At 72.6% G+C, this 26,896-nt stretch carries 23 protein-coding genes; 15 read left to right on the top strand and 8 right to left on the bottom strand.

Annotated features, from left to right (window positions below; genetic code table 11):
* Window positions 1-31 precede the first annotated feature (31 nt).
* Window positions 32-997, bottom strand: a complete 966-nt coding sequence (locus tag ACF1GV_RS18515; RefSeq protein WP_391681816.1) for a pirin family protein — start codon at window positions 995-997, stop codon at window positions 32-34.
* 87 nt (window positions 998-1,084) lie between these two features.
* On the opposite strand from ACF1GV_RS18515, the gene ACF1GV_RS18520 reads away from it, so the two are divergent.
* From ACF1GV_RS18520 to ACF1GV_RS18535, 4 genes are all read left to right on the top strand, one after another.
* On the top strand, window positions 1,085-1,579 hold the full coding sequence (locus ACF1GV_RS18520) for a MarR family winged helix-turn-helix transcriptional regulator (protein ID WP_391681819.1): 495 nt from the start codon (window positions 1,085-1,087) through the stop codon (window positions 1,577-1,579).
* Entirely contained in the window at window positions 1,576-2,028 is a 453-nt protein-coding gene (locus ACF1GV_RS18525) for a MarR family transcriptional regulator (protein ID WP_391681821.1), read from the top strand. The genes ACF1GV_RS18520 and ACF1GV_RS18525 overlap by 4 nt, the downstream gene beginning before the upstream one ends.
* A 68-nt stretch (window positions 2,029-2,096) precedes the next feature.
* Window positions 2,097-2,477 (top strand): tetratricopeptide repeat protein, encoded by a 381-nt coding sequence (locus tag ACF1GV_RS18530; protein ID WP_391682925.1) that lies wholly within the window; start codon window positions 2,097-2,099, stop codon window positions 2,475-2,477.
* A gap of 60 nt (window positions 2,478-2,537) precedes the next feature.
* Window positions 2,538-3,185 carry a peptide deformylase gene (locus ACF1GV_RS18535; protein WP_391681824.1) on the top strand — a complete coding sequence of 216 codons (648 nt, stop codon included), beginning with the start codon at window positions 2,538-2,540 and terminating at the stop codon, window positions 3,183-3,185.
* A 53-nt stretch (window positions 3,186-3,238) separates the two neighbouring features.
* On the opposite strand, the gene ACF1GV_RS18540 is transcribed toward ACF1GV_RS18535, so the two are convergent.
* Window positions 3,239-4,669: a dihydrolipoyl dehydrogenase family protein gene (locus tag ACF1GV_RS18540; RefSeq protein ID WP_391681827.1), complete on the bottom strand. Its 1,431-nt coding sequence runs from the start codon at window positions 4,667-4,669 to the stop codon at window positions 3,239-3,241.
* A 182-nt stretch (window positions 4,670-4,851) separates the two neighbouring features.
* On the opposite strand from ACF1GV_RS18540, the gene trxA reads away from it, so the two are divergent.
* On the top strand, window positions 4,852-5,238 hold the full coding sequence (trxA, locus tag ACF1GV_RS18545) for a thioredoxin (protein WP_363266095.1): 387 nt from the start codon (window positions 4,852-4,854) through the stop codon (window positions 5,236-5,238).
* 107 nt (window positions 5,239-5,345) lie between these two features.
* Here trxA and ACF1GV_RS18550 read toward each other — a convergent pair whose 3' ends face one another.
* Window positions 5,346-6,380 (bottom strand): LacI family DNA-binding transcriptional regulator, encoded by a 1,035-nt coding sequence (locus ACF1GV_RS18550; protein ID WP_391681830.1) that lies wholly within the window; start codon window positions 6,378-6,380, stop codon window positions 5,346-5,348.
* Window positions 6,381-6,500: 120 nt separating this feature from the next.
* Here ACF1GV_RS18550 and ACF1GV_RS18555 point away from each other — a divergent pair, with 120 nt between their 5' ends.
* Window positions 6,501-7,184, top strand: a complete 684-nt coding sequence (locus tag ACF1GV_RS18555) for a TetR/AcrR family transcriptional regulator (RefSeq protein ID WP_391681832.1) — start codon at window positions 6,501-6,503, stop codon at window positions 7,182-7,184.
* 20 nt (window positions 7,185-7,204) lie between these two features.
* Complete coding sequence (locus ACF1GV_RS18560) at window positions 7,205-8,341, top strand: FAD-dependent oxidoreductase (RefSeq protein ID WP_391681834.1); 1,137 nt, start codon at window positions 7,205-7,207, stop codon at window positions 8,339-8,341.
* Window positions 8,342-8,517: 176 nt separating this feature from the next.
* On the opposite strand, the gene ACF1GV_RS18565 is transcribed toward ACF1GV_RS18560, so the two are convergent.
* Window positions 8,518-9,177 carry a TetR/AcrR family transcriptional regulator gene (locus ACF1GV_RS18565; RefSeq protein WP_391681836.1) on the bottom strand — a complete coding sequence of 220 codons (660 nt, stop codon included), beginning with the start codon at window positions 9,175-9,177 and terminating at the stop codon, window positions 8,518-8,520.
* A gap of 116 nt (window positions 9,178-9,293) precedes the next feature.
* Between ACF1GV_RS18565 and ACF1GV_RS18570 the strand changes: the two genes are divergently transcribed.
* Window positions 9,294-9,857, top strand: a complete 564-nt coding sequence (locus ACF1GV_RS18570) for an NAD(P)H-dependent oxidoreductase (RefSeq protein ID WP_363266090.1) — start codon at window positions 9,294-9,296, stop codon at window positions 9,855-9,857.
* 169 nt (window positions 9,858-10,026) lie between these two features.
* On the opposite strand, the gene ACF1GV_RS18575 is transcribed toward ACF1GV_RS18570, so the two are convergent.
* Window positions 10,027-10,395: a hypothetical protein gene (locus ACF1GV_RS18575; RefSeq protein ID WP_363266089.1), complete on the bottom strand. Its 369-nt coding sequence runs from the start codon at window positions 10,393-10,395 to the stop codon at window positions 10,027-10,029.
* A gap of 106 nt (window positions 10,396-10,501) precedes the next feature.
* Here ACF1GV_RS18575 and sigJ point away from each other — a divergent pair, with 106 nt between their 5' ends.
* From sigJ to ACF1GV_RS18610, 7 genes are all read left to right on the top strand, one after another.
* Complete coding sequence (gene sigJ / locus ACF1GV_RS18580; protein WP_391681839.1) at window positions 10,502-11,422, top strand: RNA polymerase sigma factor SigJ; 921 nt, start codon at window positions 10,502-10,504, stop codon at window positions 11,420-11,422.
* A gap of 427 nt (window positions 11,423-11,849) precedes the next feature.
* Window positions 11,850-18,023: a DNRLRE domain-containing protein gene (locus tag ACF1GV_RS18585; RefSeq protein WP_391681842.1), complete on the top strand. Its 6,174-nt coding sequence runs from the start codon at window positions 11,850-11,852 to the stop codon at window positions 18,021-18,023.
* Window positions 18,017-18,517, top strand: a complete 501-nt coding sequence (locus tag ACF1GV_RS18590; RefSeq protein WP_391681845.1) for a hypothetical protein — start codon at window positions 18,017-18,019, stop codon at window positions 18,515-18,517. Before ACF1GV_RS18585 ends, ACF1GV_RS18590 begins: the two co-directional genes overlap by 7 nt.
* 136 nt (window positions 18,518-18,653) lie before the next feature.
* A complete protein-coding gene (locus ACF1GV_RS18595; protein ID WP_391681847.1) occupies window positions 18,654-20,177 on the top strand; it encodes an alpha-N-arabinofuranosidase in 1,524 nt (507 codons plus the stop codon).
* A gap of 142 nt (window positions 20,178-20,319) precedes the next feature.
* Window positions 20,320-21,327, top strand: a complete 1,008-nt coding sequence (locus ACF1GV_RS18600; RefSeq protein ID WP_391681850.1) for a LacI family DNA-binding transcriptional regulator — start codon at window positions 20,320-20,322, stop codon at window positions 21,325-21,327.
* Between the two features lie 129 nt (window positions 21,328-21,456).
* Entirely contained in the window at window positions 21,457-22,350 is an 894-nt protein-coding gene (locus ACF1GV_RS18605) for a hypothetical protein (RefSeq protein WP_391681852.1), read from the top strand.
* Between the two features lie 14 nt (window positions 22,351-22,364).
* On the top strand, window positions 22,365-22,868 hold the full coding sequence (locus ACF1GV_RS18610; protein ID WP_391681855.1) for a hypothetical protein: 504 nt from the start codon (window positions 22,365-22,367) through the stop codon (window positions 22,866-22,868).
* A gap of 57 nt (window positions 22,869-22,925) precedes the next feature.
* Here the strand turns inward: ACF1GV_RS18610 and ACF1GV_RS18615 are convergent, their stop codons facing one another.
* From ACF1GV_RS18615 to ACF1GV_RS18625, 3 genes are all read right to left on the bottom strand, one after another.
* Window positions 22,926-23,615, bottom strand: a complete 690-nt coding sequence (locus tag ACF1GV_RS18615; protein WP_391681858.1) for a restriction endonuclease — start codon at window positions 23,613-23,615, stop codon at window positions 22,926-22,928.
* A gap of 82 nt (window positions 23,616-23,697) precedes the next feature.
* Window positions 23,698-25,272 carry an amidohydrolase gene (locus ACF1GV_RS18620; protein ID WP_391681861.1) on the bottom strand — a complete coding sequence of 525 codons (1,575 nt, stop codon included), beginning with the start codon at window positions 25,270-25,272 and terminating at the stop codon, window positions 23,698-23,700.
* Between the two features lie 58 nt (window positions 25,273-25,330).
* A complete protein-coding gene (locus ACF1GV_RS18625) occupies window positions 25,331-26,845 on the bottom strand; it encodes an APC family permease (RefSeq protein WP_391682928.1) in 1,515 nt (504 codons plus the stop codon).
* Window positions 26,846-26,896: the final 51 nt, after the last annotated feature.

Genomic DNA, 26,896 nt, shown 5'->3' on the forward strand with positions numbered 1-26,896 from the left:
CCGTAACCGAGCGATCAGCCCTTTACCCAGGTCAGCGGACCCGCCCCCGCGGCTTGAGCGGTGTCGCCGGCAGGTCTGGGGCCGGCAGCGGCTCCCCGTCGTACCCCTTCACCTCCCCGAACCGTGTCCCTTCCGTCCAGTCCCGGCGGGCCTGCTCGATCTCCTCCTGGGAGCGCCCGATCCAGTTCCAGAACATGATCAGCTCCTCCTCGAACGGCTCGCCGCCCAGGAGCATCAGGCCCGCCTCCGACTCGGCCCGCAGAGGGAGTTCCGTGCGGCCGCAGCCCAGGTAGAGCATCGATCCGGGGAGGAGCGGTACGCCGGCCACGTGGGCCTCGCCCGACATGGACAGCACCGCGTACTCGAAGTCCGCTTCCAGAGGCAGGCGGACGTCCGCGCCACGGGTGAGGGCGAGGTCGGCGCCGACGAGGGGTGTGTACGTCGTTCCGGGGGACGTCGCGCCGTCCAGGTCGCCGAGAATCAGGGTCGCCGTGAGGCCCGGTGCCGTGACCATCGGCAGGTCGGCGTGGTACTCGAAGCGCGGGTCGGTGTGCCGGTGGGGGCCGGGGAGGGCAAGCCACAGTTGCGCGCCGTGCAGGAAACGGGCGTGCGAGCGCGGGCTCTCCTCCGAGTGGCTGATCGCCCGGCCGGAGGTCATCAGTCCCAGTTGCCCGGGACGGATCAGCTGGAGGCTGCCCGTGGAGTCGCGGTGCAGCACCTCGCCCTCATGCAGCCAGCTCACCGTCTGCAGGCCCATGTGCGGGTGTGGGGGCACCCGCATGCCGGGCTCGTCGGCGATGTCGTCGGGGCCGTAGTGGTCGACGAAGCACCAGGCGCCCACCATGCGGCGACCGAGATTGGGCAGCAGCCGGCGGACCTCGGTGGACTCGCCGAGCGGGACACGGCGCGGACTGAGGAGTTCGCGGACCGGCTCGGCCACCACGAATCCACGCCCGCCGCACACGGCGGGCACCGCACGGCGATCGAGATTGCTCATACGGAACAACGTAGTCCTGCCGGACTTGTCCCGTCAGTCGGGAGAACATAGTAGCCATGGACATAGTTGCCATGTACTGTATTTGCCATGAGCAGCAACGCGTTCGCCGGCCCGACCCCCGGTTATCTGGTGTGGCGCCTGTCGACCAAGTGGCGGGTCGCCGTCGATCGCGCCGTCGCCCCGCTGGGGCTGACCCACGCGCAGTACTCGCTCGTGGCCTCCCTGCACGGCATGCAGCGTACGGGCGAGCGCCCCAGCCAGCGGCGACTCGCCGACCACACGGGGCTGGAACCGCTGTACGTGTCGAAGCTGGCCCGCTCCCTCGAGGCCGCCGGGCTGCTGGAGCGCGCCCGCGATCCACGCGACCCGCGCGCGGTGCAGCTCGCGCTGACCGAGCAGGGGCGGGCGACCACCGAGCGGGCGATCGAGGTCGTCCAGCGCCTGCTCGACCAGTTGCTGCAGCCGCTCGGCGGCCTCGGCAGTCCCCGCACCCGGCAGTTCACGAGCGAGCTGACAGCCCTGCTCGACACACCGCTCGACCCGTCGAACGTCCACGGCGACACCGACAAGGAGCAGTCATGACCACCACCGCACCGCTCGCCGACAGCCGCGCCATCGGGCTGGCCCACTACGCCGCACGCGCGGTTCTGGAGCAGGTGATGGGCCGGCACGGCCTGAGCTTCCTGCAGACCACCGTGTTGCGGCCGCTCGCCGCGGCCGGGGAGCCACTCTCCCGGGACCGGCTCGTCCAGAGCGTCGTCGACGCCGTCAAGATCACTGCCCTGGAGGCGGACCGGACCGTCGACGAGCTGATCGGGCGGAGGCTCCTCACCGTCGACGAGAGCGACACCGTCCGGATGACGGAGGAAGGGCGGGAAGTGTACGACGCCGGGGCCGCCGAGACCGCGCAGGCATCGGCGCGCGTCTGGGCGGGCATCCCCGAGGCGGACCTGGTCGCGGCCGGCCGGGTGCTGGCCCTGGTGACCGAGCGGGCGAACGCCGAGCTGCACGCCCTTGGACGCAACCAGTGAAACAACCAGTGGAATATTGAACCAACCCCGTCGGTTGTCGGCCCCGAAGGAGGTCGGCCGTGCAGACGATGTTCAACGCGGCGCAGCAGCCGCAGCAGTCGCAGGAGTCCGCGTACTACACCCACGGAACGCCCGCGGAGCGCTGGGAGCGTGCCCGGATGTTCTTCGACGCCAAGGACTACGCCGCCGCGGCGCGGGTGCTGGGTCCGTTGGTCGAGGAGGTGCCGGAGCAGACCGGTCCGCGTCTGCTGCTGGCCCGCGCCTACTACCACTCCGCTCAACTGGGGCGTGCTGAAAGCGAGTTGCGGCTCATCGTGGAGCGCGACCCGGTGGAGCACTACGCCCGGCTGATGCTGGGCCGCACCCTCGAACGCCAGGGCCGTGGCGCGGAGGCCGACACCCATCTGCGGATCGCCTCCGCCCTCGCCGGAGCCTTCGAGGAGGAGTGAGTCCGTCGCCATGGCCCGGAGGGCGCCCGTCGCCTCTCCGGGCCATGGCATGCTGGCGCGATGGCCCCACCCCGTGATCACGCACCCCTGGCCGAGCGGATCGAGGAACTGCTCGCCCCCGGCGGCCCGTTGCCCATCGTCGCGGCGGGCGACCCTGTGCTGCGCCGCGGCACCGAGCGGTACGACGGACAGCTCGCCCCCGCGCTGCTCGCCCGCTTCGTCGAGGCGCTGCGCGTCACCATGCGCGCGGCGCCCGGCGTCGGGCTGGCCGCGCCGCAGGTGGGGGTGGAGCTGCGGATCGCGGTGATCGAGGACCCGGCGCCGGTGACGGAGGAGGTACGGGTGGCGCGAGGGCGCGTCCCGCAGCCGTTCCGGGTGCTGGTGAACCCCTCGTACGAGCCCGTCGGACCCGAACGCGCCGCCTTCTTCGAGGGCTGTCTCAGCGTGCCCGGCTGGCAGGCGGTCGTGGCGCGGCACGCACGCGTGCGGCTGACCGGTGAGGACGAGCACGGCCGGGCCCTGGACGAGGTGTTCGCGGGCTGGCCGGCGCGCATCGTGCAGCACGAGACGGATCATCTCGACGGCACGCTGTACCTGGACCGGGCCGAGCCGCGGTCGCTGTCGTCGAACGAGGCGATGGCCGAACGGTGGAACCAGCCGACACCGGACACCGCTGCCAGGGAACTCGGCTTCCGGCTGCCCCACTGAGTGCTGTCCCCGGACGCCGGCCCTCCCCGAAGTGACCGGCGCCCGTGGGGTGTTCAGCCCCGGTACGCCTCCAGCAGCCGCAGCCACACCTCGCTGATGGTCGGGTAGGACGGCACAGCGTGCCACAGCCGGCCGACGGGGACCTGACCGGCGACGGCGACGGTCGCCGAGTGGATCAGCTCGCCGACGCCGGGGCCGACGAAGGTCACCCCACGCAGGATCTCGTCCTCGAGGTCGACGACCATGCGGGCACGGCCCTTGTAGCCGTCGCGGTACAGGCCGGCCCCGGCGACCGACGCCATCTCGACGTCGACGGCCCGCACCCGGTACCCGGCCTGTTCCGCCTCGGCGAGGGACAGGCCGACGGCGGCGGCCTCCGGCTCGGTGAAGACGACCTGCGGTACGGCGTGATGATCGGCGGTGGCGGCGTGCGCGCCCCACGGCTCGTCCTCGGGCAGTTCGTCGCCGGCGGCGCGGGCGGCGATCGCGGCGCCGGCGATCCGGGCCTGGTACTTGCCCTGGTGGGTGAGGAGGGCACGGTGGTTGACGTCGCCGACCGCGTACAGCCAGTCGGTGCCGGGGACCCGCAGGCTGTCGTCGGTCTCCAGCCAGATGCCGGGCTTCAGGCCGACGGTGTCCAGGCCGATGTCGTCGGTGCGCGGGGCGCGGCCGGTGGCGAAGAGGATCTCGTCGGCCTCGATACGGTCGCCGGAGCCGGTGACGGCCACGACAGTGCCGTTCTGCCTGCTGACGGACTCCACGGAGGTGCCGGTGCGCACGTCGGCGCCCGCCTCGGTGAGGGCCTCGGCGACGAGTTCGCCGGCGAACGGCTCCATCCGGTTGAGCAGGCCCTTGCCGCGCACCAGGAGCGTGACCTGGGTGCCGAGTCCCTGCCACGCGGTGGCCATCTCGGCGGCGACCACTCCCCCGCCGACCACGATCAGCCGCCCCGGCACCGCCTTGGCACTGGTGGCCTCCCGGCTGGTCCACGGCTTGACGTCGGCGAGGCCGGGCAGGTCGGGCAGCTGGGCGCTGCTGCCGGTGCACACGACGACCGCGTGCCGGGCGGTCAGGGTGCGGCGCGTGCCGTCGGGCGCGGTCACCTCGACGGTGCGGGGGCCGGCGAGGCGGCCGTGTCCGCGGTACAGGGCGGCGCCGATGCCCTCAAGCCAGCCGACCTGGCCCTCGTCGTTCCAGTCGGAGGTCTCGTAGGTGCGGTGGGCGAGCACCTCTGCCGCGTCCAGCGGGCCCTGCACGGCGCGGCGCAGGCCCGGGGTGCGGCGGGCGTCGGCGTGGGCGATGACCGGACGCAGCAGGGCCTTGCTGGGCATGCACGCCCAGTAGGAGCACTCGCCGCCGACGAGTTCGCTCTCCACGACCGCGGTGGTGAGGCCGGCCGCGCGGGTGCGGTCCGCGACGTTCTCCCCCACGGGTCCGGCACCGAGCACCACGACGTCGTACGCGATCGTTTCCGTTTCCGTCATGGGGTCAGTCTGGTGGGTGGCGGGCGTGCGGGCCACAGAACCGTTCGATCGGGGCGCGGGTGTGCGCCGTCGGGACACAGGTGTGCGCCCTGGCCACATGGGTACGTGCGCGGAATACGCACGTCGTCGGCAGTGTTGTGCCGATGCTCGCCCCCCGACACCAGGAATGAGGGATGCAGGCCATGAGCAGCACCGTGGAGCTCACCAAGGAGAACTTCGACCAGATGGTCACGGACAACGATTTCGTCCTGATCGACTTCTGGGCGTCCTGGTGCGGCCCGTGCCGTCAGTTCGCGCCGGTGTACGAGAAGGCCGCGGAGGAGAACCCGGACCTGGTGTTCGGCAAGGTGGACACGGAGGCGCAGCCCGAGCTGGCGGCGGCCTTCCAGATCCAGTCGATTCCGACGCTGATGATCGTGCGCGACCAGGTCGCGATCTTCGCCCAGCCGGGTGCCCTGCCGGAGGCCGCGCTCACGGACGTCATCGGTCAGGCCCGCAAGCTCGACATGGACGAGGTGCGCAAGTCGATCGCGGCCCAGGAGGGCCAGGGCCAGGCGGAGCAGCAGTAGGGCTTCGGGGCTCGTCCACAGCGCGGGAGGAGCCTTCGGCCGGGACGGGGGCGCCCGGGCCGAAGGCTCCTTTTTCTGTGCCTCACTTTCCCGCCCGTGCATGCCCCTCAGCTGGAGTCGCGGTGCACCACCGTGGCTCCGACCACGTTGTGGATGCCGGGTGCGGCGCCCGGCTCGCGGACCGCGCGGTCGACCAGTTCGGCGAGGTCGCGGCCGGACGGCAGTTCGATGTGGACGGTGCTCAGCCGCGGCCGCAGCAGCCGGCCGAGCATCAGGTCGTCGGCGCCGACGACCGCCGTCTCCTCGGGCACGCGCACACCCTCGTCCTGCAGCGCGCGCATCAACAGCATCGCGTACTCGTCGTTGTAGGCGAACACGGAGTCCAGGCCGAGCCCGCGCCAGCGCGCCGCGAGCCGCGCGGCGGGTTCCTCCTCGTAGGCGAGGGGCAGTGCGGTGACCGTGGCGTCGGTGCCCCGCAGAGCGCGCCGGGCGCCTTCCAGGCGGGGGCGTGAGAAGGACTCCAGGCCCGCTTCCTCGGGGACGACGACGCCGATCCGGCGCCGGCCGCGGGCGTACAGATGGGTGGCCGCGGCATGGCCGACGCCCTCGTGGTCGAGCAGCAGGGCGTGGGCGCCCTCGACGGCCTCGGAGCCGAGCGTGAGCACCGCGCGTGCGCCGGCCCGCTTGAGGACGGCGACGCCGTCGGGGCCGAGGCCGGTGCCCGGGACGAGGACGGCGACGGGGCGCAGTTCCGCCCAGGCGCGGGCGGCGTCGTCGCCCTGCGCGCCGGCCGTGCCGTACTGCACGACCGTGTAGTCGAGGCGGCCGAGCGCCCACTGGAGTTCGTTGAGGAAGCGGCTGTAGAGCGGGCCGGCCGGGATGGCCGGGGCGGGCATCAGGACGATGCGGCTGTGGCCGGCGCGCAGGCTGCGGGCGGCCGCGTGCGGGACGTAGCCGAGTTCCTTTGCGGCCTCGTGCACCCGGCGGCGGGTGGCGTCGCTGATCCGTACGGAGCTGGTGTTGTTCAGCACGTAGGAGACGGTCGCGCGTGAGACGCCGGCCAGCCGTGCGACATCGGCGCTCGTGGGGGCGGAGCGGGGTGCGGGCGACGCGGGCGGGGGCGTGTTCGGTATCTGCACCATGACGGTACGCATCTTGGCAGAAGCGGACGGGACCCTCCTGGGCGGGGCAGCGCGCCACAGCCCCACGAACGCGTTCGTACCGAACTTGTTCGTAACGAACATGTTCGGTACGGTGGAGTCATGACCGACCGTCCCGACACCTCCCGGAGCCGCCGCGAGCGCCCGGCCAAGCCCGCCCTCACCCGCGACGGCATCGTGGCCGCGGCGGTGGCGATCCTGCGCGCCGAGGGCCTGCAGAAGGTCACCATGCGGCGGCTCGCCCAGGAACTCGACACCGGCCCGGCCTCGCTCTACGTCTACGTGCGCAACACCGCGGAACTGCACGCGGCCGTCCTCGACGAACTCCTCGGCACCATCGGCCCGGCGCCGTCGCAGGGCTCGTGGCGGGAGCGGCTGGAGGGGGTGCTGACCGCGTACACCGCGATGCTGTTCGAGCACCCGGGCCTGGCCCGCAGCGCGCTCACCGCCCGGCCGAGCGGCCCGCACTACCTGAACCTGATCGAGGCCCTGCTGACGCTGCTCGACGAGGGCGGTGTACCGCCCGAGCGAGCCGCCTGGGGCGTGGACCTGCTGCTCCAGCACGCCACCGCGACCGCCGCCGAGCACGCGGAAGACGACGGCTCCGCCACCGCCTGGGCCGCCCTCACCCAGGCCCTGCGCGGCGCCTCCCCGCAGACGCACCCGCACCTCGCCGCCCTCGCCGGGCCCCTGCTGTCGGGAGCGCCCGAGGCCCGCCTGTCCTGGGGGTTCCAGGCGCTGATCAGCGGCATCGCGCAGACCGCCGTACCGGACGAGACCAGCTGAACCAGCAGAGGAGACCGAAGATGACCCTCCCCCACCACCCCATAGCCGTCGTCGGCGCGGGGCTCGGCGGGCTCGCGCTCGCCCGCGTCCTGCACGTGCACGGCATCGAGGCCGCCCTGTTCGACCTGGACGACTCCCCCGCCGCGCGCACGCAGGGCGGCATGCTCGACATCCACGAAGAGTCCGGACAGGTCGCGCTGCGCGCCGCGGGGCTGCACGAGGAGTTCTCCGCTCTCGTCCACCCCGGTGGGCAGGCCCTGCGGGTCCTGGACAAGGACGCCGTGGTCCACCGGGAGGAGCCGGACGACGGCACCGGCGGTCGGCCCGAGATCGACCGCGGCGACCTGCGCGACATGCTGCTGCGCTCCCTTCCCGGGGGCACGGTGCGCTGGGGCGCCAAGGTCACCGGTGCGCGGGCCCTGGGCGGTGGGCGGCACGAGGTGACGCTCGCCGACGGCACGGCGTTCACCACCGACCTCCTGGTGGGCGCCGACGGGGCCTGGTCGCGGATACGGCCGCTGCTCTCGAACGCCCGGCCGGCCTACACCGGCGTGTCCTTCGTGGAGGTCGACCTGCCGGAGGCGGACGTACGGCATCCGGCGAGCGCCAAGGTCGTCGGCGGCGGCATGCTGTTCGCGCTCGGCGCCGGGCGCGGCTTCCTCGCCCACCGCGAGAGCGACGGCAGCCTGCACGTGTACGTCGCCGTCGAGACCGGCGAGGAGTGGCCGGCCGGGGTGGACTTCACCGACTCCGCGGCGGCCAAGGCGTACGTCCTGGCGGAGTTCGCCGGCTGGGATCCCTCGCTGCGCGCGCTGATCGCCGACGCGGAGGGACCGCTGGTGCCGCGCCGGATCCACGCACTGCCGGTCGGCCACCGCTGGCCGCGGGTGGCGGGGGTGACGCTGCTCGGCGACGCGGCGCATCTGATGTCGCCGTTCGCGGGCGAGGGCGCCAACCTGGCGCTGCTCGACGGTGCGGAACTCGGCCTGGCGCTCGCCGCACACCGCGGGGACGTCGAGGCGGCGCTCGCGGCGTACGAGGAGGCGCTGTTCCCGCGCAGCGAGGCCGCGGCGGCCGACTCCGCGCGCAGCGGCCGGCTGCTCTTCCGGCCGGACGCGCCGCGCGGGCTGGTGGAGATGTTCACGGCGCACGACTGAGCCGGGGGCTAAGGAGCCGGGGGCTCGGCGCCGCACGAAGGCCGGGGGCTCGGCGACGCAGGGAGCCGGGACCCAGGCGGCGCGGTACGCGAGGAGCCGGGACCACCCCTGCAGCGGCACGCGAGCCGCCGAGTCCGGACCCCCCTATCAGCGCCCGGCGTCCGGCCGAACCCGGCTCAGCCGCGCGGCTCGGTGCGGGTGACGCGGTCGACGAGGTCCACCCAGCTCGCCTCCAGCCGCTCGACGGGCATCCGGCACTGCCGGGTCAGGTGGTGGACCAGGGACGGGCTGAGCTGGCCCATCAGCGCGTGCGCCAGCAGCTCGGTGTCGGCGTCCGGGGCCGCCTGGCGCAGCAGCAGGGCGACGTGGCTGTGCAGCACCCGGCGCGGCGGCACGACATAGCGGCGGTCGGGGCTCGGCTCGGCAGCCAGCTCCAGTTCCAGCTCGGCGACGGTCCTGCGCAGCAGCGCGCATCCGAAGGCGCGCAGCCGCTCCACCGGCGGGGCGCCGGGACCGAGCGGCGGAGGGCCGGTGAGGAACGCGGCCTGGAACTTGCGCTCGGAGTGGTCCAGGAGCGCGGTCAGCAGTCCGGTGCGGTCGCCGAAGCGCCGGAAGACGGTGCCCTTGCCGACGTTGGCCGCGGCGGCCACGGCCTCCATCGTGACCCCGGCCACGCCGTGCTCGGCGATCAGCCGGGCGGCGGCGTCGAGGAGCTTGGCTCGGTTGCGGGCGGCGTCGGCGCGCAGGCACGGCTCGTCGGCGGCTCCGAGGGTGAGCAGTTCGGGCGCGCCGTCGGTCTCCTGCGGGTGCGGAACGGGTGGCAGGGGCACGGACATGAACTCAGCGTAAAGCATGGGAATGAAACTGGACCCTGGTCCGGTTAGGGTGATAAAAATAAACGGACCCCGGTCCGCATCTTGACAACAGTGTTTCAGCAGCCCTTGGAGTTCTCATGTCCGTTCGTATCCTCGCTCTCGTCGGCAGCCTGCGCGCCGGTTCGCACAACCGTCAGCTCGCCGAGGCCGCCGTCAAGCTCGCCCCCGAGGGCGCCGAGGTCGTGGTGTTCGAGGGCCTGGCCGAGATCCCGTTCTACAACGAGGACATCGACGTGGAGGGCAACGTCCCCGCCCCCGCCGCCGAGCTGCGCGCGGCCGCCCAGGCCGCCGACGCCTTCCTGCTGTTCTCGCCGGAGTACAACGGCACCATCCCGGCCGTTCTGAAGAACGCCATCGACTGGCTGTCGCGTCCGTACGGCGCCGGTGCCTTCGGCGGCAAGCCGGTGGCCGTCATCGGCACCGCCTTCGGCCAGTACGGCGGCGTGTGGGCGCAGGACGACACCCGCAAGGCCGTCGGCATCGCGGGCGGCAAGGTGATCGAGGACATCAAGCTGTCCATCCCCGGTTCGGTGACCCGCTTCGCCGAGACCCACCCAGTGGACGACGCCGAGGTCGCCGCGCAGCTGACCGAGGTCGTCGCCCGTCTGCACGGCCACGCGGGCGAGGCCGTCGCCGCCTGACACCGGGGCGCTTCGCACCCTCGCACCTCCCGGTCCTCACGGTGAAGGGGCGGCAGCTCACGGGCTGCCGCCCCTTCGTCGTTTCCCCGGTACTCCCCCAGTCGGCGGTGGTCGGGAGTCCCCGCACCTCGCGCACAGCGCTCACACCCCGGGCCGCTCGATGATCCGGTCAGCGGCGGGAGAGCGCCAGCACGCTCAGGCCGAACATCAGCACGCCCAGCGGAAGGTGGACCGAGGGCACGTGCGCGATGCCGAGCACGACCTGGACCGAGGCCAGCACGAGGAATCCCGACGCGTGCCAGATGGGCCGGGGCGAGTTGCCGCCCGGCTTCCACGCCAGCACCGCGGCGAGCACGTACAGCATCGACGCCGCGTACATCACCCGGGCTCCGACACTGTGCAGCGTCTCTCCGTAGGAGGCGGTCAGCAGCAGCCCGGCGGAGACGGCCTGAAGGAAGATCGTCAGGGTCTGCACGGCGATCGCGGCCCTCAGGAACGAGGATGTGCGTCGGGCGTTCGCCGTCACCTCGGTGGCCATGGCGGGGTCCCCCTTCTTCTCCGCCCTCGGGCGGTGGATCGATAAGGTCTCGTCAAGCCCGACGACGCGGGCCTGCGGAAGGTAAGGCGAGGGGGCGGCCGCACGGATGGGGACTGTCGGGAACGGCACCGAGGAGACAGCCGGCGAGCGAGGGCAACTGATCAACGTCGCCTACCGGTTGCTCGGTTCACTGGCCGAGGCCGAGGACGCCGTACAGGAGGCCTACGCACGCTGGTACGGACTGCCGCGCAGCCGGCGGGAGGAGATCGTGTCCCCCGGCGCCTGGCTGACGACGGTGACCGGCCGCGTCTGCCTGGACGTGCTCGGCTCGGCGCGGGCCCGCCGGGAACGCTATGTCGGCGCGTGGCTGCCCGAGCCGCTGCCCGACCGCGCCGAGCGGGACCGCCCGGCAGGCGGCACCGGCACCGCCGGGCCCGCGGACCCCGCCGACCAGATCGTCCTGGACGAGTCGGTGACCATGGCCTTCCTCGTCGTCCTGGAGTCGATGACGCCCGCCGAGCGGGTGGCGTTCGTCCTGCACGACGTCTTCCGCTACCCGTTCGCAGAGATCGCCGGCGTACTCGACCGGAGCCCGGCGGCCTGCAAGCAGCTGGCCTCGTCCGCCCGGCGGCGGGTGAGCACGGCGCGCCCTCCTGTGACGGCGACCACCGGTCGGGCCGACGTGGTGCGGCACGTCAAAGAGGCATGGCAGAGCAAGGACATCGCGGCCCTCGTCGGTCTCCTCGACCCGGGCGCCGTGATGACCGCCGACGGCGGCGGCATGGTCGGTACCGTCCTGCGCCCGATCGAGGGCGGCGCGCGCATCGCCCAGTACATGGCCGCCATCGCCGACAAGGCCCCGGACCTGGAACTCCTGGAGCGGTCGGTCAACGGCATGCCGGGGCTGGTGGCCCGACGCGCGGGCGTCGTCGCGACCGTGGCCGCCTTCGACGTCTCCGACGGACGCGTCACCCGGATCTGGGTGGTCCGCAATCCGGAGAAACTGCGCCGGTGGGTTGAGAACTGACGATGTGTCCGGCCGGCGCCGGGGGCTTCGTACGGCCGTCCAGGCGATCTCTCCCCTTGGTCCGGTTGTTCCGTCATTTCTTGGGAAAGTCTTGGCACGCCGCTGGGAACCCGCACACCGTGCCATGGCCTCGCGCACGCCAGACGCAAGGGTGCAATGCGCACAAGAGGACCGCGCGCAGAAGCCGGACGAGGCCGGGACTTTCCATTCCCTTGAACCTTTGTTGGGTGTTCCTGGAATGTTCGTGATCACCGGCCCGCCGACGCGGTGATCTCCCTGTGAGAATCAGCCCGTTTCTGTTGGCTCCGTCACAAACGGAGTGTCAGAGAGGAAGCTGATGAAGCGTCACAGACCCAGGGGCTACGGCAGACCTGGAGGAAACAGACTCCGGACGTCTCAGCTGCGCCGGACAGCGATCAGCGTGGTCATGCTGCTCGCCGCGGAGACCGCCCTGCTGTCGCAGAACACGGGAGTCGCCTTCGGCGGGGACACCGCCACCGCGGTGGCCACCAGCGAACAGCAGCCGCACACCGCGGCGTTCGGTCCCGCCGAGGCGCAGGACGAGGCGTCGGCGATGCTGATGGCGCGCCTGCAACACCGGAAGATCGAGGTGCTGTCGGCGCGCACGGCGGATTCGTCGACGTACGCCCTGCCCGGCGGGCAGGTGCGGAGCGAGATATACGCCGGTCCGGTGCGGGTGAAGCAGGGTTCGGTGTGGAAGAGCATCGACACCGCCCTCGCCGACACCGGGGCCGATCTGACGCCGAGGGCCGCCGCGGCGGATGTCGCGGTCTCCGACGGCGGGGATCAGCGGCTGGCGTCGGTGCGTCGGGGCAAGGCGTCCTTCGGGCTCGGCTGGCAGAGCAGCCTGCCCGCGCCGGTGGTGAAGGGCAACACGGCCGCCTACCGGCTCGGCGGCGGGCAGACCCTGTCCGTCACCGCGCTCGCGCAGGGCTTCTCGGAGGACATCCAGCTCACCCAGCGGCCGAGCGGTGACACCGTCTCCTACCGGATTCCGCTGGATCTGGCCGGGCTGAAGCTGTCCCAGGCCGCTTCCGGGCACCTGCTGCTGAAGGACGGCTCGGGCAAGCTGGTCGCCGAGGCGCCGGCGCCCATGATGTGGGACGCGTCCAAGGACCCGGCCTCGGGTGAGTCCGCGCACCGGCAGCACGTGACGACGCGGATCGAGACCGGCGCCGACGGCAGGCAGACCCTGGTCCTCACCCCGGACCAGGGCTTTCTCGCCAAGGCCACCTACCCGGTGACGGTCGACCCGACCACGACGCTCGCGGTCACGACCGACACCTGGGTGCAGAACCCGGACTACCCGGACTCACAGGTCTCCTCCGAGGAGCTGAAGTCCGGTACGTACGACGGCGGCACCGACACCGCCCGCTCGTATCTGAAGTTCGATGTGTCGAAGCTGGCGGGCAAACAGGTCACGGCGGCAACGATGTCGCTGTACAACTACTACTCGGCGACCTGTTCCACCTCCGGCGCCGCCACCCAGGCCAGACGGATCACCTCCACCTGGTCCTCGTCGTCGATCACCTGGGGCGCGCAGCCGTCGACCACGACGACGGACATGGCGACCAACACCGGGCACTGGGGCTATTCGTCGTCCTGCCCGGCGGCGTGGTCGAACTGGAACCTCCAGGCGATGGTGCAGTCGTGGGCCAACGGCACCACGAACTACGGCATCCAGCTGCGCAGCGCCGACGAGGCGGACTCCACCACCTGGCGCCGCTTCCGCTCGGCGAACTACTCCACCGCCGGGTACGCGCCGAAGCTGTCGGTGACCTACAACTCCTACGCCACCGCCACCTCGGCGGCGATCTCGCCGAACTTCCCCAACCCCTACAACGGCAAGACATACGTGACCTCGCTGACGCCGACGCTGGCGGCGAAGGTCACCGACCCCGACGGTTCCACGGCCTCGGCGCAGTTCGAGGTCACCGCGGACCCGGCGTACGCGGACACCACCTACACCTACACGGGCACCTCGCCCGCGGTGGCCTCGGGGGCGACCGCGAAGCTGACGGTCCCGTCGGCTAACGCGTTCCCCGCGGGCAAGCACCTGCGCTTCCGTGTCCGGGCCTACGACGGGACGGACTTCGGATCCTGGTCGGGCTACAGCACCTTCGTGCTGAACACGGCCCTACCGGCCGCACCGACGCTCTCCTGCACGCCGTACAGCGAGAACACGTGGACGGCGACCAGTGACAGCGGGGCGACCTGCACCCTGGACACCTCGGCCACGGACGGCATGGGTTACTACTGGGGCCTGGACGACTCCTCGGTGCCCAACCGGGTGTACGACACCACCGACGGCACCGGCGGCGACCCGCTGACGATCACGATCAAGCCGGGCGAGGACTGGCACAAGCTCTACGCCAAGACCGTCGACTCCGGCGGCAACCTCTCCACCTCCGCCACCGCCTACGCCTTCGGCGTCGGTGACGGGGCCGGGCTGCTCACCCCGGGCGACGGCGACAGCGCGGCCCGCCGCGTCAGCCTGACCGCCACCGGCAAGCCCACCTACACCGGCGTCACCTACCAGTACCGGCGCGGCGAGACCGACACCTGGCACGACGTACCGGTCGCCCATGTCACCAGGTCCGCCGACGGTTCCGCCGTCTCCGCGTGGCCGCTCGCCGTGACCAACGGCTCCCCCGCCGCGCTGACCTGGGACGTCACCACGTCCCTCGCGGAGGACGGCCCGGTCGACATCCGGGCGGCGTTCACCGACGGTGCCACCACCGCCTACGCGCAGCCGCACACCATCACCGTCGACCGCAACGCCGGCACCGCGCCCAGCGAGGAGGTCGGTCCCGGCTCGGTCAACAGCCTCACGGGCGACTACACGCTGTCGGCCACGGACGCCTCCGGCTTCGACCTGTCCGTGACCCGCACGGCCTCCTCACGCCGCCCCACCGCCGGTGCGGACGCGGAGGGCCAGGCCGCGATCTTCGGTCCGCAGTGGACCTCCGGCACGACTGCCGAGATCACCGACTCCGACTGGGCCTACGTCCGCAAGACCTCGGCCACCTCGGTGGCGCTGGTCGACGTCGACGGCGACGGGACCGGGTTCACCGCGACCTCGTCCGGCGGCTGGAAGCCCGAGCCGGGCTCGGAGGACCTGACCCTGACCGGGTCGCTGACCGGCAGCTTCACCCTGAAGGACGACGAGGGCACCACGACCACCTTCGCCAAGGTGGACCCGGCGGCCACGACCTGGCAGGTCTCCAGCACCTACCTGCCCACCGACAACTCCACCACCAAGGTGGTCTCGGAGAAGGTCACCGTCGGCACGAACACCCTGGCCCGGCCCAAGTACGTCATCGCGCCCACCACGGCCGTGACCGCGGCCGGCTGCCAGACCACACCGGCGACCAAGGGCTGCCGGATGCTGGAGTTCGTCTACGCGGCCTCCACCACCGCCACGTCCACCGCGCTCGGCGACTACACCGGCCAGGTCAAGCAGATCAAGCAGTGGGCGACCGACCCGGGCGCCGCGGCCGCGACGGCCACCGTGGTGGCGCAGTACGCCTACGACTCCTCCGGGCGTCTGCGCGAGGAGTGGGACCCGCGGATCAGCCCCGCGCTGAAGACCGCGTACACCTACGACTCCGCCGGCCGTGTCGCCACCCTGACCCCGCCGGGCGAGCTGGCCTGGACGTTCACCTACGGCAAGGCCGGCAACGCCGCCACCGCCGGTGACGGCATGCTGCTCAAGGCATCCCGCCCGAACCTCACGCAGGGCACCAAGAACACCACGGACGGCACCAACGCCGTCACCAGCGTCGTCTACGACGTCCCGCTGACCGGCACCAAGGCGCCGTATGCGATGGGTACGTCGGACGTCGCCGCCTGGGGTCAGAGCGATGTCCCCTCGGACGCCACCGCGGTGTTCCCGGCCGACTCCGTCCCGCTGTCCAACACCGGCTCCAACCTGGCAGCGACCGACTACAGGCGGGCCACGGTCACCTACACCGACGCCTCCGGCCGTGAGGTCGACTCCGCCGAGCCGGGCGGTCACCTCACCACCACCGAGTACGACCGCTTCGGCAACACGATCCGTGAACTGACCGCCGCCAACCGGGAGCTGGCCCTGGCCACCAGCGGCGCCGGCCAGGCCGAGCAGGTGGCGCTGAGCATCGACCAGCTCACCTCTGCCGACCGCGCCGAGCTCCTGTCCACCCGCTCGGTGTACTCCGCCGACGGCCTGCGCCAGACGGAGGAGTTCGCGCCGCTGCATCTGGTGACCCTCGCCGGCACGCTCAAGGCCCCCACCGGGGGCACCGACCTGCCCGCCGGCACCCAGGTCGCCGCGCGCCAGCACACGGTGAGCGCCTACGACGAGGGCCGTCCCACCGACGGCACGGCCACCATCGCCAACCAGGCCACCACCACCAGTGTGGGCGCCCATGTCGACGGCTATGCCTCGGACGCGGAGGTGCGCACGACCAAGAACGAGTACGACTGGGTGAAGGGCCTGCAGACGGCCACCGTCACGGATCCGTCGGGTCTGGCGCTGAGGACGACCACGTCGTACGACGCCCAGGGACGGGTCATCAAGACGACCCTGCCGAAGTCGTCCGGCACGGACGCGGGCGCCACCGTCACCACCTACTGGTCGGCCACCGGCACCGGTGCCTGCAACGGCCGCCCCGAATGGGCCGACCTGGTGTGCTCCACCGGCCCCGCCGGCACCATCGCCAATGGCGGATCCAACCCCGCCCAGCTGCCCACCAGGACCGTCGAGTACGACCGCTGGGGCAACACCGCCAAGATCACCGAGACGGCGAACTCCGTCACCCGGACGTCGAGCAACACCTACGACGCGGCCGGCCGTCTCGCCACGACGTCCGTGACCGGCGGCGTGGGCACGGCGGTGCCGGACACCACCACCACCTACGACCCCGCCAGCGGTGACGTCGCCACGGTCACCTCGAACGGCCAGACCATCACCCACACCCACGACGCCCTCGGCCGGGAGATCTCTTACGCCGACGGCTCCGGAAACACCGCCACCACCGGCTACGACGCCCTCGGGCGACCGGTGAAGACCACCGACTCCGCCCCGTCCACCACCACCTACACCTACGACACCGCCAAGGACCCGCGCGGCCTGGAGACCTCCCGCACCGACTCGGTCGCGGGCACCTTCGCCGCGGCCTACGACGCCGACGGCGACCTGGCCACCCAGTCCCTGCCCGGCGGATACACCCTGGCCATCGGCCAGGACGAGACCGGCGCGACCACCTCGCGCACCTACACCAAGGACAGCGACGGCACCACCGTCGCCTCCGACACCGTCGACGAGACGATCCACGGCCAGGTCGTGGCCGACGCGAACACCGCGGGCCGCAGCCGCAGCCGCAGCTACGTCTACGACGCGACCGGACGCCTCACCCGCGCCGACGACACCGACCCGGACGGAGCCTGCACCCGCCGCGACTACACCTTCGACGACAACACCAACCGCACCGCACTCGCCGTCGCCCGCGCCGACGTCGGCGCGGCCTGCACCTCCACCGGCGCGGCCACGACGTCGTACGCCTACGACAGCGCGGACCGACTGGTGACCGCCGGCACGGTCTACGACGCCTTCGGTCGCACCACCACCCAGGCCACAGGTGCAGTGATCGACTACTACGCCGACGACCTCGTCCGCCGGCAGACCTCCGGCACCAGCCGGCAGACCTGGAACCTGGACGCGGCCGGCCGCCTCGCCACCTGGACCACCGAAACCCAGGGCACCGACGGCACATGGACCCAGACCGGGGCCAAGACCGACCACTACGGCGCCGACGGCGACAGCCCCGACTGGATCCAGGAGAGCGCCGGAGCCGTCTCACGCAACGTCCAGGGCATCGGCGGCGACCTCGGTGCCGTCACCAGCGCCACCGGTGACACGGTGCTGGAACTGACCGACATCCACGGCGATGTGACGGTCCAGCTTCCGCTGGACGCCACCCAGGCGCCCACCGCGTTCGCCTACGACGAGTACGGCAACCCCGAGGGCGACGCCACCGCGGCCCGCTACGGCTGGCTCGGCGGCAAGCAGCGCTCCAGCGAGACGGTCACCGGCGCCACCCTCATGGGAGTACGCCTCTACGACCCGACCACCGGACGCTTCCTCAGCGTGGACCCGGAGCCGGGTGGCAACGCCAACGCCTACGAGTACTGCAACGGCGACCCGCTCAACCGCTACGACCTCGACGGCAGGTGGGGCTGGTTCAAGAAGCTGAAGCGCAAGTTCAACCGCTGGTCCGCCAACGCGTTGGGCTGGGGCCTGTCCAAGGTCGGCAGCCACTACCTCGGCTACCGCTGCTCCTACCGGTACGGCCTGCGGGTGTGCCGGGGCGGTTACCTGCTGCACGCGCGCGGCGGGACGACCCTCGGCAACACGTACTTCACCTCGAACAACCGGAAGTACATCACGCGCAACCGGATCCGCCACGAGAAGCGGCACGTCCGGCAGTGGCGGCGCTACGGGCTCGGGTTCATGTTCCGGTACATGCGCGCGGGGCGGAACCCCTGCCACAACCGGTACGAGCGCCAGGCCAACCTGAGGTGGGGTGGATACAAGTGCTGATCCGCCGGGCAGCCTGCCGTGCGGTTCTGATCGGGGCGCTCGCCCTGCTCGGGTCGGGGTGCGGGCTGTTGCCGTCGGATCCGGCGGACACACCCCTGTTCGGTGCGCGGGCCGAAGGGGAGACGATCGTCGTCAGGCTCCCCCTCTGTGCCACGGACACCGTGCGGCGGATCGATGTCTTCGACTTCGACGACACGCGCGAGACGCCGCGGACCGTGTGGTGGGCCTCCGATCCGGTGACGCCCTCGGCGAAGCGGGGAGTCGTCACGCTGTGGTCGGGAGAGGGGTTCGCGCATCACGCCGGCACGCCGGCCGCGATCCCCGAGCACCTGGATCTCGGCTACACGGATCCCTCGGGTGACGGCCGCGGCGATGTCCTCGACCTGCCCGCGATCAGCAAGGCCACGCTGAGAACCGGCGAGTACTGGACCAGCGACGGCACCAAGACCGCCGAGCAGATCGACGCGCAACTCGGCTGCCACGGCGGTAAGTGAACCAAGCACCGACGGCCCCCTCGGAGACTCTCCGAGGGGGCCGTCCCATTGCCATGCCGCCCTCTTGACGGTGGCACACGAGCGGTGCGAGCGTCTACGCGGGAATTTTTATCGATACAAAACCCAGGGAGCCCCCGTGCCCACCGCCACCGCCGTCGTCAACCTCGACCTCGAAGGCCCGCGCATCAGCCGCCACTTGTACGGCCATTTCGCCGAGCACCTCGGCCGCTGCGTCTACGGCGGCTTCTGGGTGGGCGAGGACTCCCCGATCCCGAACGCGGGCGGCATCCGGCTCGACGTCGTCGAGGCCCTGCGCGCCCTGGACATCCCCAACCTGCGCTGGCCGGGCGGCTGTTTCGCCGACGAGTACCACTGGAAGGACGGCATCGGTCCGCGCGAGCAGCGGCCCCGGATGGTCAACACGCACTGGGGCGACGTCGAGGAGAACAACCACTTCGGCACCCATGAGTTCATGGTGCTGTGCGAACTGCTCGGCGCCGAGCCGTACATCAGCGGCAACGTGGGCAGCGGCACCGTGCGGGAGATGAGCGAGTGGGTGGAGTACCTCACCCGCGACGGCGACAGCCCCATGGCGCGGCTGCGCAGGGCCAACGGCCGCGAGGAGCCGTGGCGGGTGCGTTTCTGGGGCATCGGCAACGAGACCTGGGGCTGCGGCGGCAACATGCGCGCCGAGTACTCCGCCGATCTGGCCCGGCAGTACGCGACGTACTGCCGCGACCACGGGGACAACACGCTGTACCGGATCGCCTCGGGCGCCCGCGACGACGACTACAAATGGACCGAGACGCTGATGCAGCAAATCAGCTGCTTCGGCTGCGAGGCCACGCCGCGCACCTTCTTCCAGGGTGTCTCCGTGCACTACTACACCCTCGGCGGACCGTGGGAGGCCAAGGGCAGTGCGACCGGCTTCGGCACCGAGGACTACTACCGGACCATGGTCAGCGCCCGGCGGATCGACCGGATCCTCACCGGCCACTCCACGGTGATGGACGTCTACGATCCGGGGCGCAAGGTCGGGCTGGTGCTGGACGAGTGGGGCACCTGGTGGGACGTGGAGCCGGGCACCCACCCCGGCTTTCTGTTCCAGCAGAACACTCTGCGCGACGCGCTCGTGGCGAGCACACACTTCGACATCTTCCACAAGCACGCGGCCCGGCTGGCCATGGCGAACATCGCGCAGACCGTGAACGTCCTGCAGGCGATGCTCCTCACGGACGGGGACGCGCTGGTGACGACCCCGACCTACCACGTCTTCGAGATGAACAAGGGCCACCAGGACGCCACGTCGCTCACCGTCCATCTGCGGGCGCCCGGTGCCCGCCGCCGCGTGGGCGACGCGGAGCTGGAGACGCTGTCCGCGTCGGCCAGCGTCAAGGACGGCACGGTGCTGTTCTCGCTGACCAACCTGGACGCCGAGGAGAGCGCAGAGATCACGCTCGACCTGCGCGGCGGCGGCATCGGCGAGCCTGTCGCCCGGTTGCTGACCGCCGACCGGCTCCAGGCGCACAACACCCCGCAGGCGCCGTGTCAGGTCGCGCCAAGACCGTTCGACGCGCTGAAGGCCGTAGACGGAGGGCTCGTTCTCACTCTGCCGCCGCACTCGTTCGTCACGGTCCGGGCCCCGCTGGCGAGCCGGTGACCTGCCCCCTTCGGCCGAGCATCTCCTGCCGTACGGCTGGGACACGGTGGCCGTGGACCTCCAGTGGTACGAGCCGACCGTCCGCGCACGGGGCGAGGCTCTATCGTCTGGGCTGGGGACATGGACGAGGAGTGAGAGCGGCGTGGCGACGATCCAGGACGTGGCGAGGGCGGCCGGTGTCTCCGCGATGACCGTCTCCAATGTGATGAACGGGCGTCCCCATGTGCGCCCCGCGACCCGGGAGAAGGTGCTCGCGGCGATGGACCGGCTCGACTACCGCGTCAACGTCGCCGCCCGCAATCTGCGCAAGGGCCGCACCGGCACGATCGGTCTCGCCGTGCCGGGAATCAACCAGCCCTACTACGGCATCCTGGCCGACGCCCTGATCGGCGCGGCCGCCCGGTACGGCCTGCGCGTGAGCATCGAGCAGACCGGTGCCTCCCGGGAGGGCGAGCTGGAGGCGCTGGCGCTGTCCCGCAACCGGCTGTACGACGGGCTGATCCTCGCCACCGCCGGCATGGGCCCGGCCGACGCCGAACGGCTGCGCACCGACCACCCGGTGGTCATCCTCGGCGAGCGCATCTTCGGCGGTCCCGTGGACCACGTGGCCATGCCCAACGCGGCGGCGGCGCGGGCCGCGACCGCGCATCTTCTTCAGCGGGGCTGTCGGCGCGTCGCCGTGCTGTGCGGGCCGGTGACCGAGGAGGCCGACGTCTCCAGCCTGCGGTACGCCGGTTACCGGCAGGCCCTCGACGAGGCCGGGCTGCCCGTCGATCCGGCGCTGGTGCGCGACAGTACGCAGCTCACCATGGCCGGGGGCGCGCGGGCGGTGCGGGCGCTGGTGGAGGCAGGGGTCGACTTCGACGGACTGTTCTGCGTCACGGACACGGTCGCCATGGGCGCGCTGCGCGGTCTGGCCGACGCGGGACTGCGGGTGCCGGAGCAAGTCAGGGTGATCGGGTTCGACAACGTGGCGGAGAGCGCGTATCTCGTGCCCTCCTTGTCCACCGTCGATCCGGACCACGAGGCGATGGCCGAGCGGGCGGTGGCGCTGCTGGTGCGGCGAATGGAGCGGGGCGGCTCCCCGGACGCGGCGCAGGAGTTCGTCGGTCCGTTCACGCTCGTGGTGCGGGAGTCGACCGGCGGCTGACGTCCCCTGTGTCCCGGCAGCGCAGGGTCGCCGGAGAATCCGCGCAGGAGTCTCACACGGACTGCACACAGCCTTTCAACAGTCTCGTTAGCGTGACTGGCCGTCCGTACCACCGTCAGGAAGACGCCGATGGATTACTGCTCCTCGTGCCGCCGCCACCTCAACGGCGCCCTGGTGTGCCCGGGGTGTGGCGCCTACGCGCCGGACATAGACCCGGGCCTCGACGCCGGTCCCACCGCCACGGCGCAGTCCGGAGAGCCGGTGAGCATCGCTCCGGCCCGGGAGCCGTGGGGCACCGCCCCGGGCCGGGAGCCGGTGAACACCGTGCCGATCGACCAGCCGTCGGGCGCCGCCGGGGTCTGGGAGCCGTCGGCCGCCGGTTCCGTCGCCGACGAGGCGGGCGCGCAGGACATCGCGTACGAGGGTGGTCCCGCGCCGTCGGGGCGGGCCGCGCGGCGCCGGCAGCGGGCCCGCTGGCAGAAGAACCGGCGCCGGGCGGCGGTCGCGACCGCTGTCGCGCTGGTCGGCGGTGGGCTGACGGTGGCCGCGATGGACCGCGGCTCCGGGGGCCGTGCGCAGGCCGCGACCACGCCGGACGAGCACACCATGAACGTCGCCGAGGAGCCGGCGCAGACCTACGCGCCTCCGGTGGCTCCCGAGCCGCGCCGCCCGGCCGGCCACTCGGCGCCGAGCCACGTGACACAGCCCACGACCCCGGTGCGGCAGCACACGGACAGCATCGCGACACCCGCCGCCGTACCGACGACCCCCGCCCGGCCGCAGTCCGCGGTCCCGGTGCAGCCGGTGATCCGCACCGCGCCGCTGGGGCACACCTCGGCCCCGCAGCCGTCCGGCGCCCCGGTCACCGACCCCGGCGGTACGTCCACGTCGGCGCAGCAGCCGTCGACGCCCGCCGGCTCCGGGAACGACACCGCGCCCGCTCCGGCGCCGTCGGCGACCTCGCCGTCGAACACGACGCCGTCACAGCAGCAGCTCTGCCTGCTCGTGGTGTGTCTCGGCTGACGGGCTCAGTGTCCATGCCGAGCCGTCACGAGGTGCGCCTGCACCGTATGGGCCGCTGGTGGGCCGTCGACATTCCGGGCCTGGACGCGCACACCCAGTGCCGCACGCTCGACGAGGCGGAGGACCTGGCGCGCGAGCTGCTCGCCCGGGCGCTGGGCACCGGACCGGAACAGGTCGCCGTGCACCTGGTGGTCCCGGAGCTGGCGCCCGAGCTGGACTCCGTGGCGGGGGCGCGCAGGCGCCGGGAGGCCGCGGTGGCCGCCGAACGGGAGGCGGTCACGACAGCCGTGCGCATCCTGGTCGAGACGCTGGGCGTCGGTCCGGGAGACGTGGGCCGGCTGCTGGGCCTGCCGCCGGACGAGGTCGCCCGCCTGACTCCGCGCCGCACCTCGGGCACGGCCCACCTCACCCGCGTGCCACCGCCGGGCATTCCCCGCCCGGACCGGCGTCCGGGCCCGCGCACGACCGCGCTCCGACGTTCGCAGAGTGTGCCTGGCCTGGGGCCCGCACCGCGCTGACGCGGCGCGCGGCCCTTGTGGAGTTCTGGGCACCCGGGTGGTTCGGCCCGTGGTCCGTCACTTGCCGTACGCCTGCTTCCAGCGCGCCCGGTGGCGGGCGTCGCCCTGGCCGTGGCCGCTCATCGCGCCGAGCGCCGGCAGGGCGGTGCCGTTGTGCCACAGGCCGAGCAGGTCGCGGTGGACGGCGAGGATGCCGTTGTGCCGGGCGAACTCCTCGGCGGGGCGGCTGAACCGGGTGGTGGTGACGAACACGGCGACCTCGGCGCCGAAATGCACCTTGGCGCCGAGCAGATCGCGCAGTTCGCGGCTGGCCACGGTGCGGCTGGGCGCGTACCGCTTGCACTGGACGACCATGGTGCGGCCGTCCGGCAGGCGCCCCATGACGTCGGCCCCGCCGTCGTAGGCGCCGCCGACGCGCCGCACACGCGTGCATCCGTCACGCCGGCACAGTGCGGCGATCAGTTCCTCGAACTCGCCGCCGGTCATGGCGTCGACGGTGGCGAGGCTGCGCCGGCCGGCTTCGACGGCCTGTTCGTGCCGCCACCGGCGGTCGGTCCGGCGCAGGCGTCGGTCGGTGCGCCACAGCCGGCAGCCGACCGCCGTGAGACCTCCGGCGAGCACCACGGCCAGGGCGTACGCCCAGCCGGCCGCCGCACCGGCCACCAGCAGGGCGGCGGCCAGGCCCGTGCCGTACGCCGTCGCCCCGCGCCCGCGAGCGGATCCGCCCCGTCCACGCCCAGCCGCCACACCGCCTCCTCTGCCGTCCGTACCGGCAGTGTGGGTGGGGCGGCGCGGCGGCAGTAGGTGCGCGTCGGCCAACTGTGCGTGCTCAGCCCACCGTTCGGTGCACGATGTGGCCGCCGGTCACGGTCAGCGGCACCGGGGCGTCGGCGACCTCGTCGGCGGGGGCGGTGACGGGATCGACGCCGAGCGCGGTCAGATCGGCGCGCAGCCCGACGGCGATACGGCCGGCGACGGTCTGTTCCCCGGCCGCGAGGGCGGCGTGGGTGGTGCAGCCCTGAAGTGCCTGGAGGCCCGTCAGCCCGGCCCGGTCGGAGGCGGCGCCGCGGGGCGCGCGGGCGGTGGCGAGGACGGCGCGGGCGTCGTAGTGGGCGATGGGCCAGTCCGAGCCGAGGGCGAGGACCGCGCCGCCGTCGCGCAGGTCACGCAGCCGCCAGGCCCGCCCGGCGCGGGTCTCGCCGAGGCGCGTGGACCACTCGTCGGTGCGGTCGGGCCGGGTGTAGGCGGTGTGCGGGGGCTGCATGGAGGCGATCACGCCGAGCTTCGCGAAGCGCGGGACGGTCTCGTCGGGCACGGACTCGATGTGCTCGATCCGGTGCGCGAAGCGGGCGTCCTCCCCCAGTGCCTCCACGGTGTCCAGGACGTGCCGCACGGCCGCGTCGCCGATGGCATGCGTGGCGGTGCGCACTTTGGCGCGGTGCAGGAAGCGCACCGCGTCGCCGTAGGCCTCGGGGTCGGGCCAGAACGCCTCGGTGCCCTGGCCGTGACAGTCCGGGTGCTCCAGCCAGGCGGTGCCGCCCTCGACGGTGCCGTCCATGAAGAACTTCACGCCGCCCACCTGCCAGTGCCGCCCGGCCCGCCGCTGCAGGGCGACCAGTTCCTCCAGCGCGGCCCTGTCGGCGCCGGGCATGCACCAGGGGGCGAAGCGCAGCCGCACCGGCAGAACGGTCTCCTCGGCGACGGCGCCGACCAGATCGGGATCACCGCCGTCCATGACGTGGGCGCCGGTCAGCCCGGTCGCCGCCATACCGGTCAGCAACTCGACCAGCCGCGCCCGTCGTTCGGCGTACGGCAGGCGGGGCGCGACCTCGTGGACGAGGTCCATCGCGGCGTGCTCGACGAGGTGTCCGGTGAGCCGGCCGTCGGCGTCGGTGGTGATGGTGGCGCGCTGGGCGAAGGTGCGCGGGCCGGTGATGCCGGCGGCCTTCAGGGCGGCGCCGGTGACGAGGGCGGAGTGGCCGTCGTACAGGCGCAGGAAGGCGGGCGCGCCGTCCAGGACGTCCTCGACGAGGGCGCGGTCGACGGGTCGGCCGCCGAAGACGTTGTGGTCCAGGCCCCAGCCGAGGACCCAGCCGTCGGTGCGGGGCGCCGTGGCGAGCGCGCCGCGCAGCCCTTCGAGGTCGCGGACGTGGGAGAGGTCGGTGCCGGAGGTCATGTCCAGGCCCCACACCGGGTGGCTGTGCCCGTCGACCAGGCCGGGCACGAGGCTTGCGCCGGCCAGGTCCACCACCTCGGTTCCGGCCCCGCACCAGTCGCGTACGCCGGTCTCGTCGCCGACGTACGCGATCAGTCCGTCGCGGACGGCGACCGCGCGGGCCTCGGGCCGGTCCGAATCGAGGGTGCGGACTCGGGCACCGGTGAGGACGAGGTCGGCGGTCGGCATGGGTCTCCTTGGAGCTCGGGGGGATGGCCGGGTCGGTGGGGCTCGGCGGGGTGGCGGGTCAGTCGCGGGCGAGGACGGCCGGTTCGGCCGGGGAAGCCGCGGTCTCACTGCCGGGTTCGGCGGCGAAGTGGGCGTACACCTCGGGCCGGTGGCGGCGCAGCCAGCCGGCGAGGGCGAGCCCGATGAGGAACACGGCCGGGACGACGGCCACGAGGACGGTGTTCACGGTCGCGGAGGCGCCGGTGAACAGGTCGAGGTGGGTGACCACCAGGGCGATGGCGGTGGCCAGCAGCACCGCGGCGACCACGGGCGCGACGACGGTGCGCAGGGCGCCCTCACTGTGCCGGATGCGCCGGAAGTAGCAGGGGATGGCGAGCGCGGCCAGCAGTTGCAGCGCCAGCAGGCCCAGCATGCCGGGGGTGTTGACCCACAGCAGCAGCTGGTTGTACGGGTCGGCGCCGGCCGCGGCGAAGGCGAGCACGACGGCGGCACCGAGCACGGTCTGCCCGATCCCGGCGACGTACGGGGAGCCGTGGCGGGAGTGGACGCGGGCCAGCGCCCTGGGCAGGACGCCCTCCTCGGCCAGGGCGAGGCCGTAGCGGTTGATGGCGTTGTGGAAGGAGAGCAGGGACGCGAGGACGCTGGTGACGATCAGGACGTGCATGACGTCGGCCGCCCAGCCGCCCACATAGGTCGTGATCGCGGAAAAGAACAGCCCGGCGGGCTCCTTCCCGGCCGCCTCCACCACGTGGCTGTCGCCGAAGGCCTGGACGGCGGTCCACACCACGAACGCGTAGAAGAGACCGAGGAACGCGACGGCGATGTAGGTGGCGCGCGGCACCGTGCGGTCGGGGTCGCGGGCCTCGCGGCGGTAGATGACGGTCGACTCGAAGCCGGTGAACGCGGCGAACGCGAACGCGAGGACGGCGGCGGTGCCGGGCACGAGGACGTTGCCGGGTGTGAAGGACGCGAGGGACAGACCGTGCGCGCCGCCCTTGAGCAGGACGCCGCCCGCGAGCAGGACGAGGATGCCGGTTTCGGCGACCAGCAGCACACCGAGCAGCTTGGCACCGAAATCGATGGAGCGGAATCCGCCGTATCCGATGACCAGCAGGCCGACCAGGGAGACGGGGAGCCAGGGCACGTGCGAGCCGGACAGCGCGTGGACGGTGTCGCGGGTGGCGGTGCCGAGGAGGCCGTAGACGCCGATCTCCATGCCGTTGTAGCCGATCAGGGCGAGCAGGGCGGCCCCGACGCCGACGCTGCGGCCGAGGCCGCGCGTGATGTACGCGTAGAAGGCTCCGCCGCCGTGGACATGGCGGCTCATGGTGGTGAAGCCGATCGCGAAGACGGCGAGGGTGACACCGGCCAGCAGATAGCCGACGGGTGCGCCGATCCCGCCGAGCAGGATCGCCAGCGGGGCGACCCCGGCCATGACGGTGAGCGGGGCGGCGGCGGAGACGACGAAGAACGCGATGTCGGCGGTGCCGAGGGAGCCGCTTCTGAGCGCTGCGGCGGACGGGGGTGAGGCGTGGGTGTCGGGCACGGCGAAGCCCTTCTGAGCTGCGGGCAGGGGACGGGACACGGGCCTACGGGATCTCCGGCGCCGTAAACCGAAAGGCTT

It is taken from the genome of Streptomyces sp. NPDC014006, assembly GCF_043088925.1.
Classification (GTDB): domain Bacteria; phylum Actinomycetota; class Actinomycetes; order Streptomycetales; family Streptomycetaceae; genus Streptomyces.

Excerpts from the sequence above, each read along its gene's own strand:
- ACF1GV_RS18515 (WP_391681816.1), bottom strand. The coding sequence starts at position 997 with ATGAGCAATCTCGATCGCCGTGCGGTGCCCGCCGTGTGCGGCGGGCGT.
- ACF1GV_RS18520 (WP_391681819.1), top strand. The coding sequence starts at position 1,085 with ATGAGCAGCAACGCGTTCGCCGGCCCGACCCCCGGTTATCTGGTGTGG.
- ACF1GV_RS18525 (WP_391681821.1), top strand. The coding sequence starts at position 1,576 with ATGACCACCACCGCACCGCTCGCCGACAGCCGCGCCATCGGGCTGGCC.
- ACF1GV_RS18530 (WP_391682925.1), top strand. The coding sequence starts at position 2,097 with ATGTTCAACGCGGCGCAGCAGCCGCAGCAGTCGCAGGAGTCCGCGTAC.
- ACF1GV_RS18535 (WP_391681824.1), top strand. The coding sequence starts at position 2,538 with ATGGCCCCACCCCGTGATCACGCACCCCTGGCCGAGCGGATCGAGGAA.
- ACF1GV_RS18540 (WP_391681827.1), bottom strand. The coding sequence starts at position 4,669 with ATGACGGAAACGGAAACGATCGCGTACGACGTCGTGGTGCTCGGTGCC.
- trxA (WP_363266095.1), top strand. The coding sequence starts at position 4,852 with ATGAGCAGCACCGTGGAGCTCACCAAGGAGAACTTCGACCAGATGGTC.
- ACF1GV_RS18550 (WP_391681830.1), bottom strand. The coding sequence starts at position 6,380 with ATGGTGCAGATACCGAACACGCCCCCGCCCGCGTCGCCCGCACCCCGC.
- ACF1GV_RS18555 (WP_391681832.1), top strand. The coding sequence starts at position 6,501 with ATGACCGACCGTCCCGACACCTCCCGGAGCCGCCGCGAGCGCCCGGCC.
- ACF1GV_RS18560 (WP_391681834.1), top strand. The coding sequence starts at position 7,205 with ATGACCCTCCCCCACCACCCCATAGCCGTCGTCGGCGCGGGGCTCGGC.
- ACF1GV_RS18565 (WP_391681836.1), bottom strand. The coding sequence starts at position 9,177 with ATGTCCGTGCCCCTGCCACCCGTTCCGCACCCGCAGGAGACCGACGGC.
- ACF1GV_RS18570 (WP_363266090.1), top strand. The coding sequence starts at position 9,294 with ATGTCCGTTCGTATCCTCGCTCTCGTCGGCAGCCTGCGCGCCGGTTCG.
- ACF1GV_RS18575 (WP_363266089.1), bottom strand. The coding sequence starts at position 10,395 with ATGGCCACCGAGGTGACGGCGAACGCCCGACGCACATCCTCGTTCCTG.
- sigJ (WP_391681839.1), top strand. The coding sequence starts at position 10,502 with ATGGGGACTGTCGGGAACGGCACCGAGGAGACAGCCGGCGAGCGAGGG.
- ACF1GV_RS18585 (WP_391681842.1), top strand. The coding sequence starts at position 11,850 with ATGCTGCTCGCCGCGGAGACCGCCCTGCTGTCGCAGAACACGGGAGTC.
- ACF1GV_RS18605 (WP_391681852.1), top strand. The coding sequence starts at position 21,457 with ATGGATTACTGCTCCTCGTGCCGCCGCCACCTCAACGGCGCCCTGGTG.
- ACF1GV_RS18610 (WP_391681855.1), top strand. The coding sequence starts at position 22,365 with ATGCCGAGCCGTCACGAGGTGCGCCTGCACCGTATGGGCCGCTGGTGG.
- ACF1GV_RS18620 (WP_391681861.1), bottom strand. The coding sequence starts at position 25,272 with ATGCCGACCGCCGACCTCGTCCTCACCGGTGCCCGAGTCCGCACCCTC.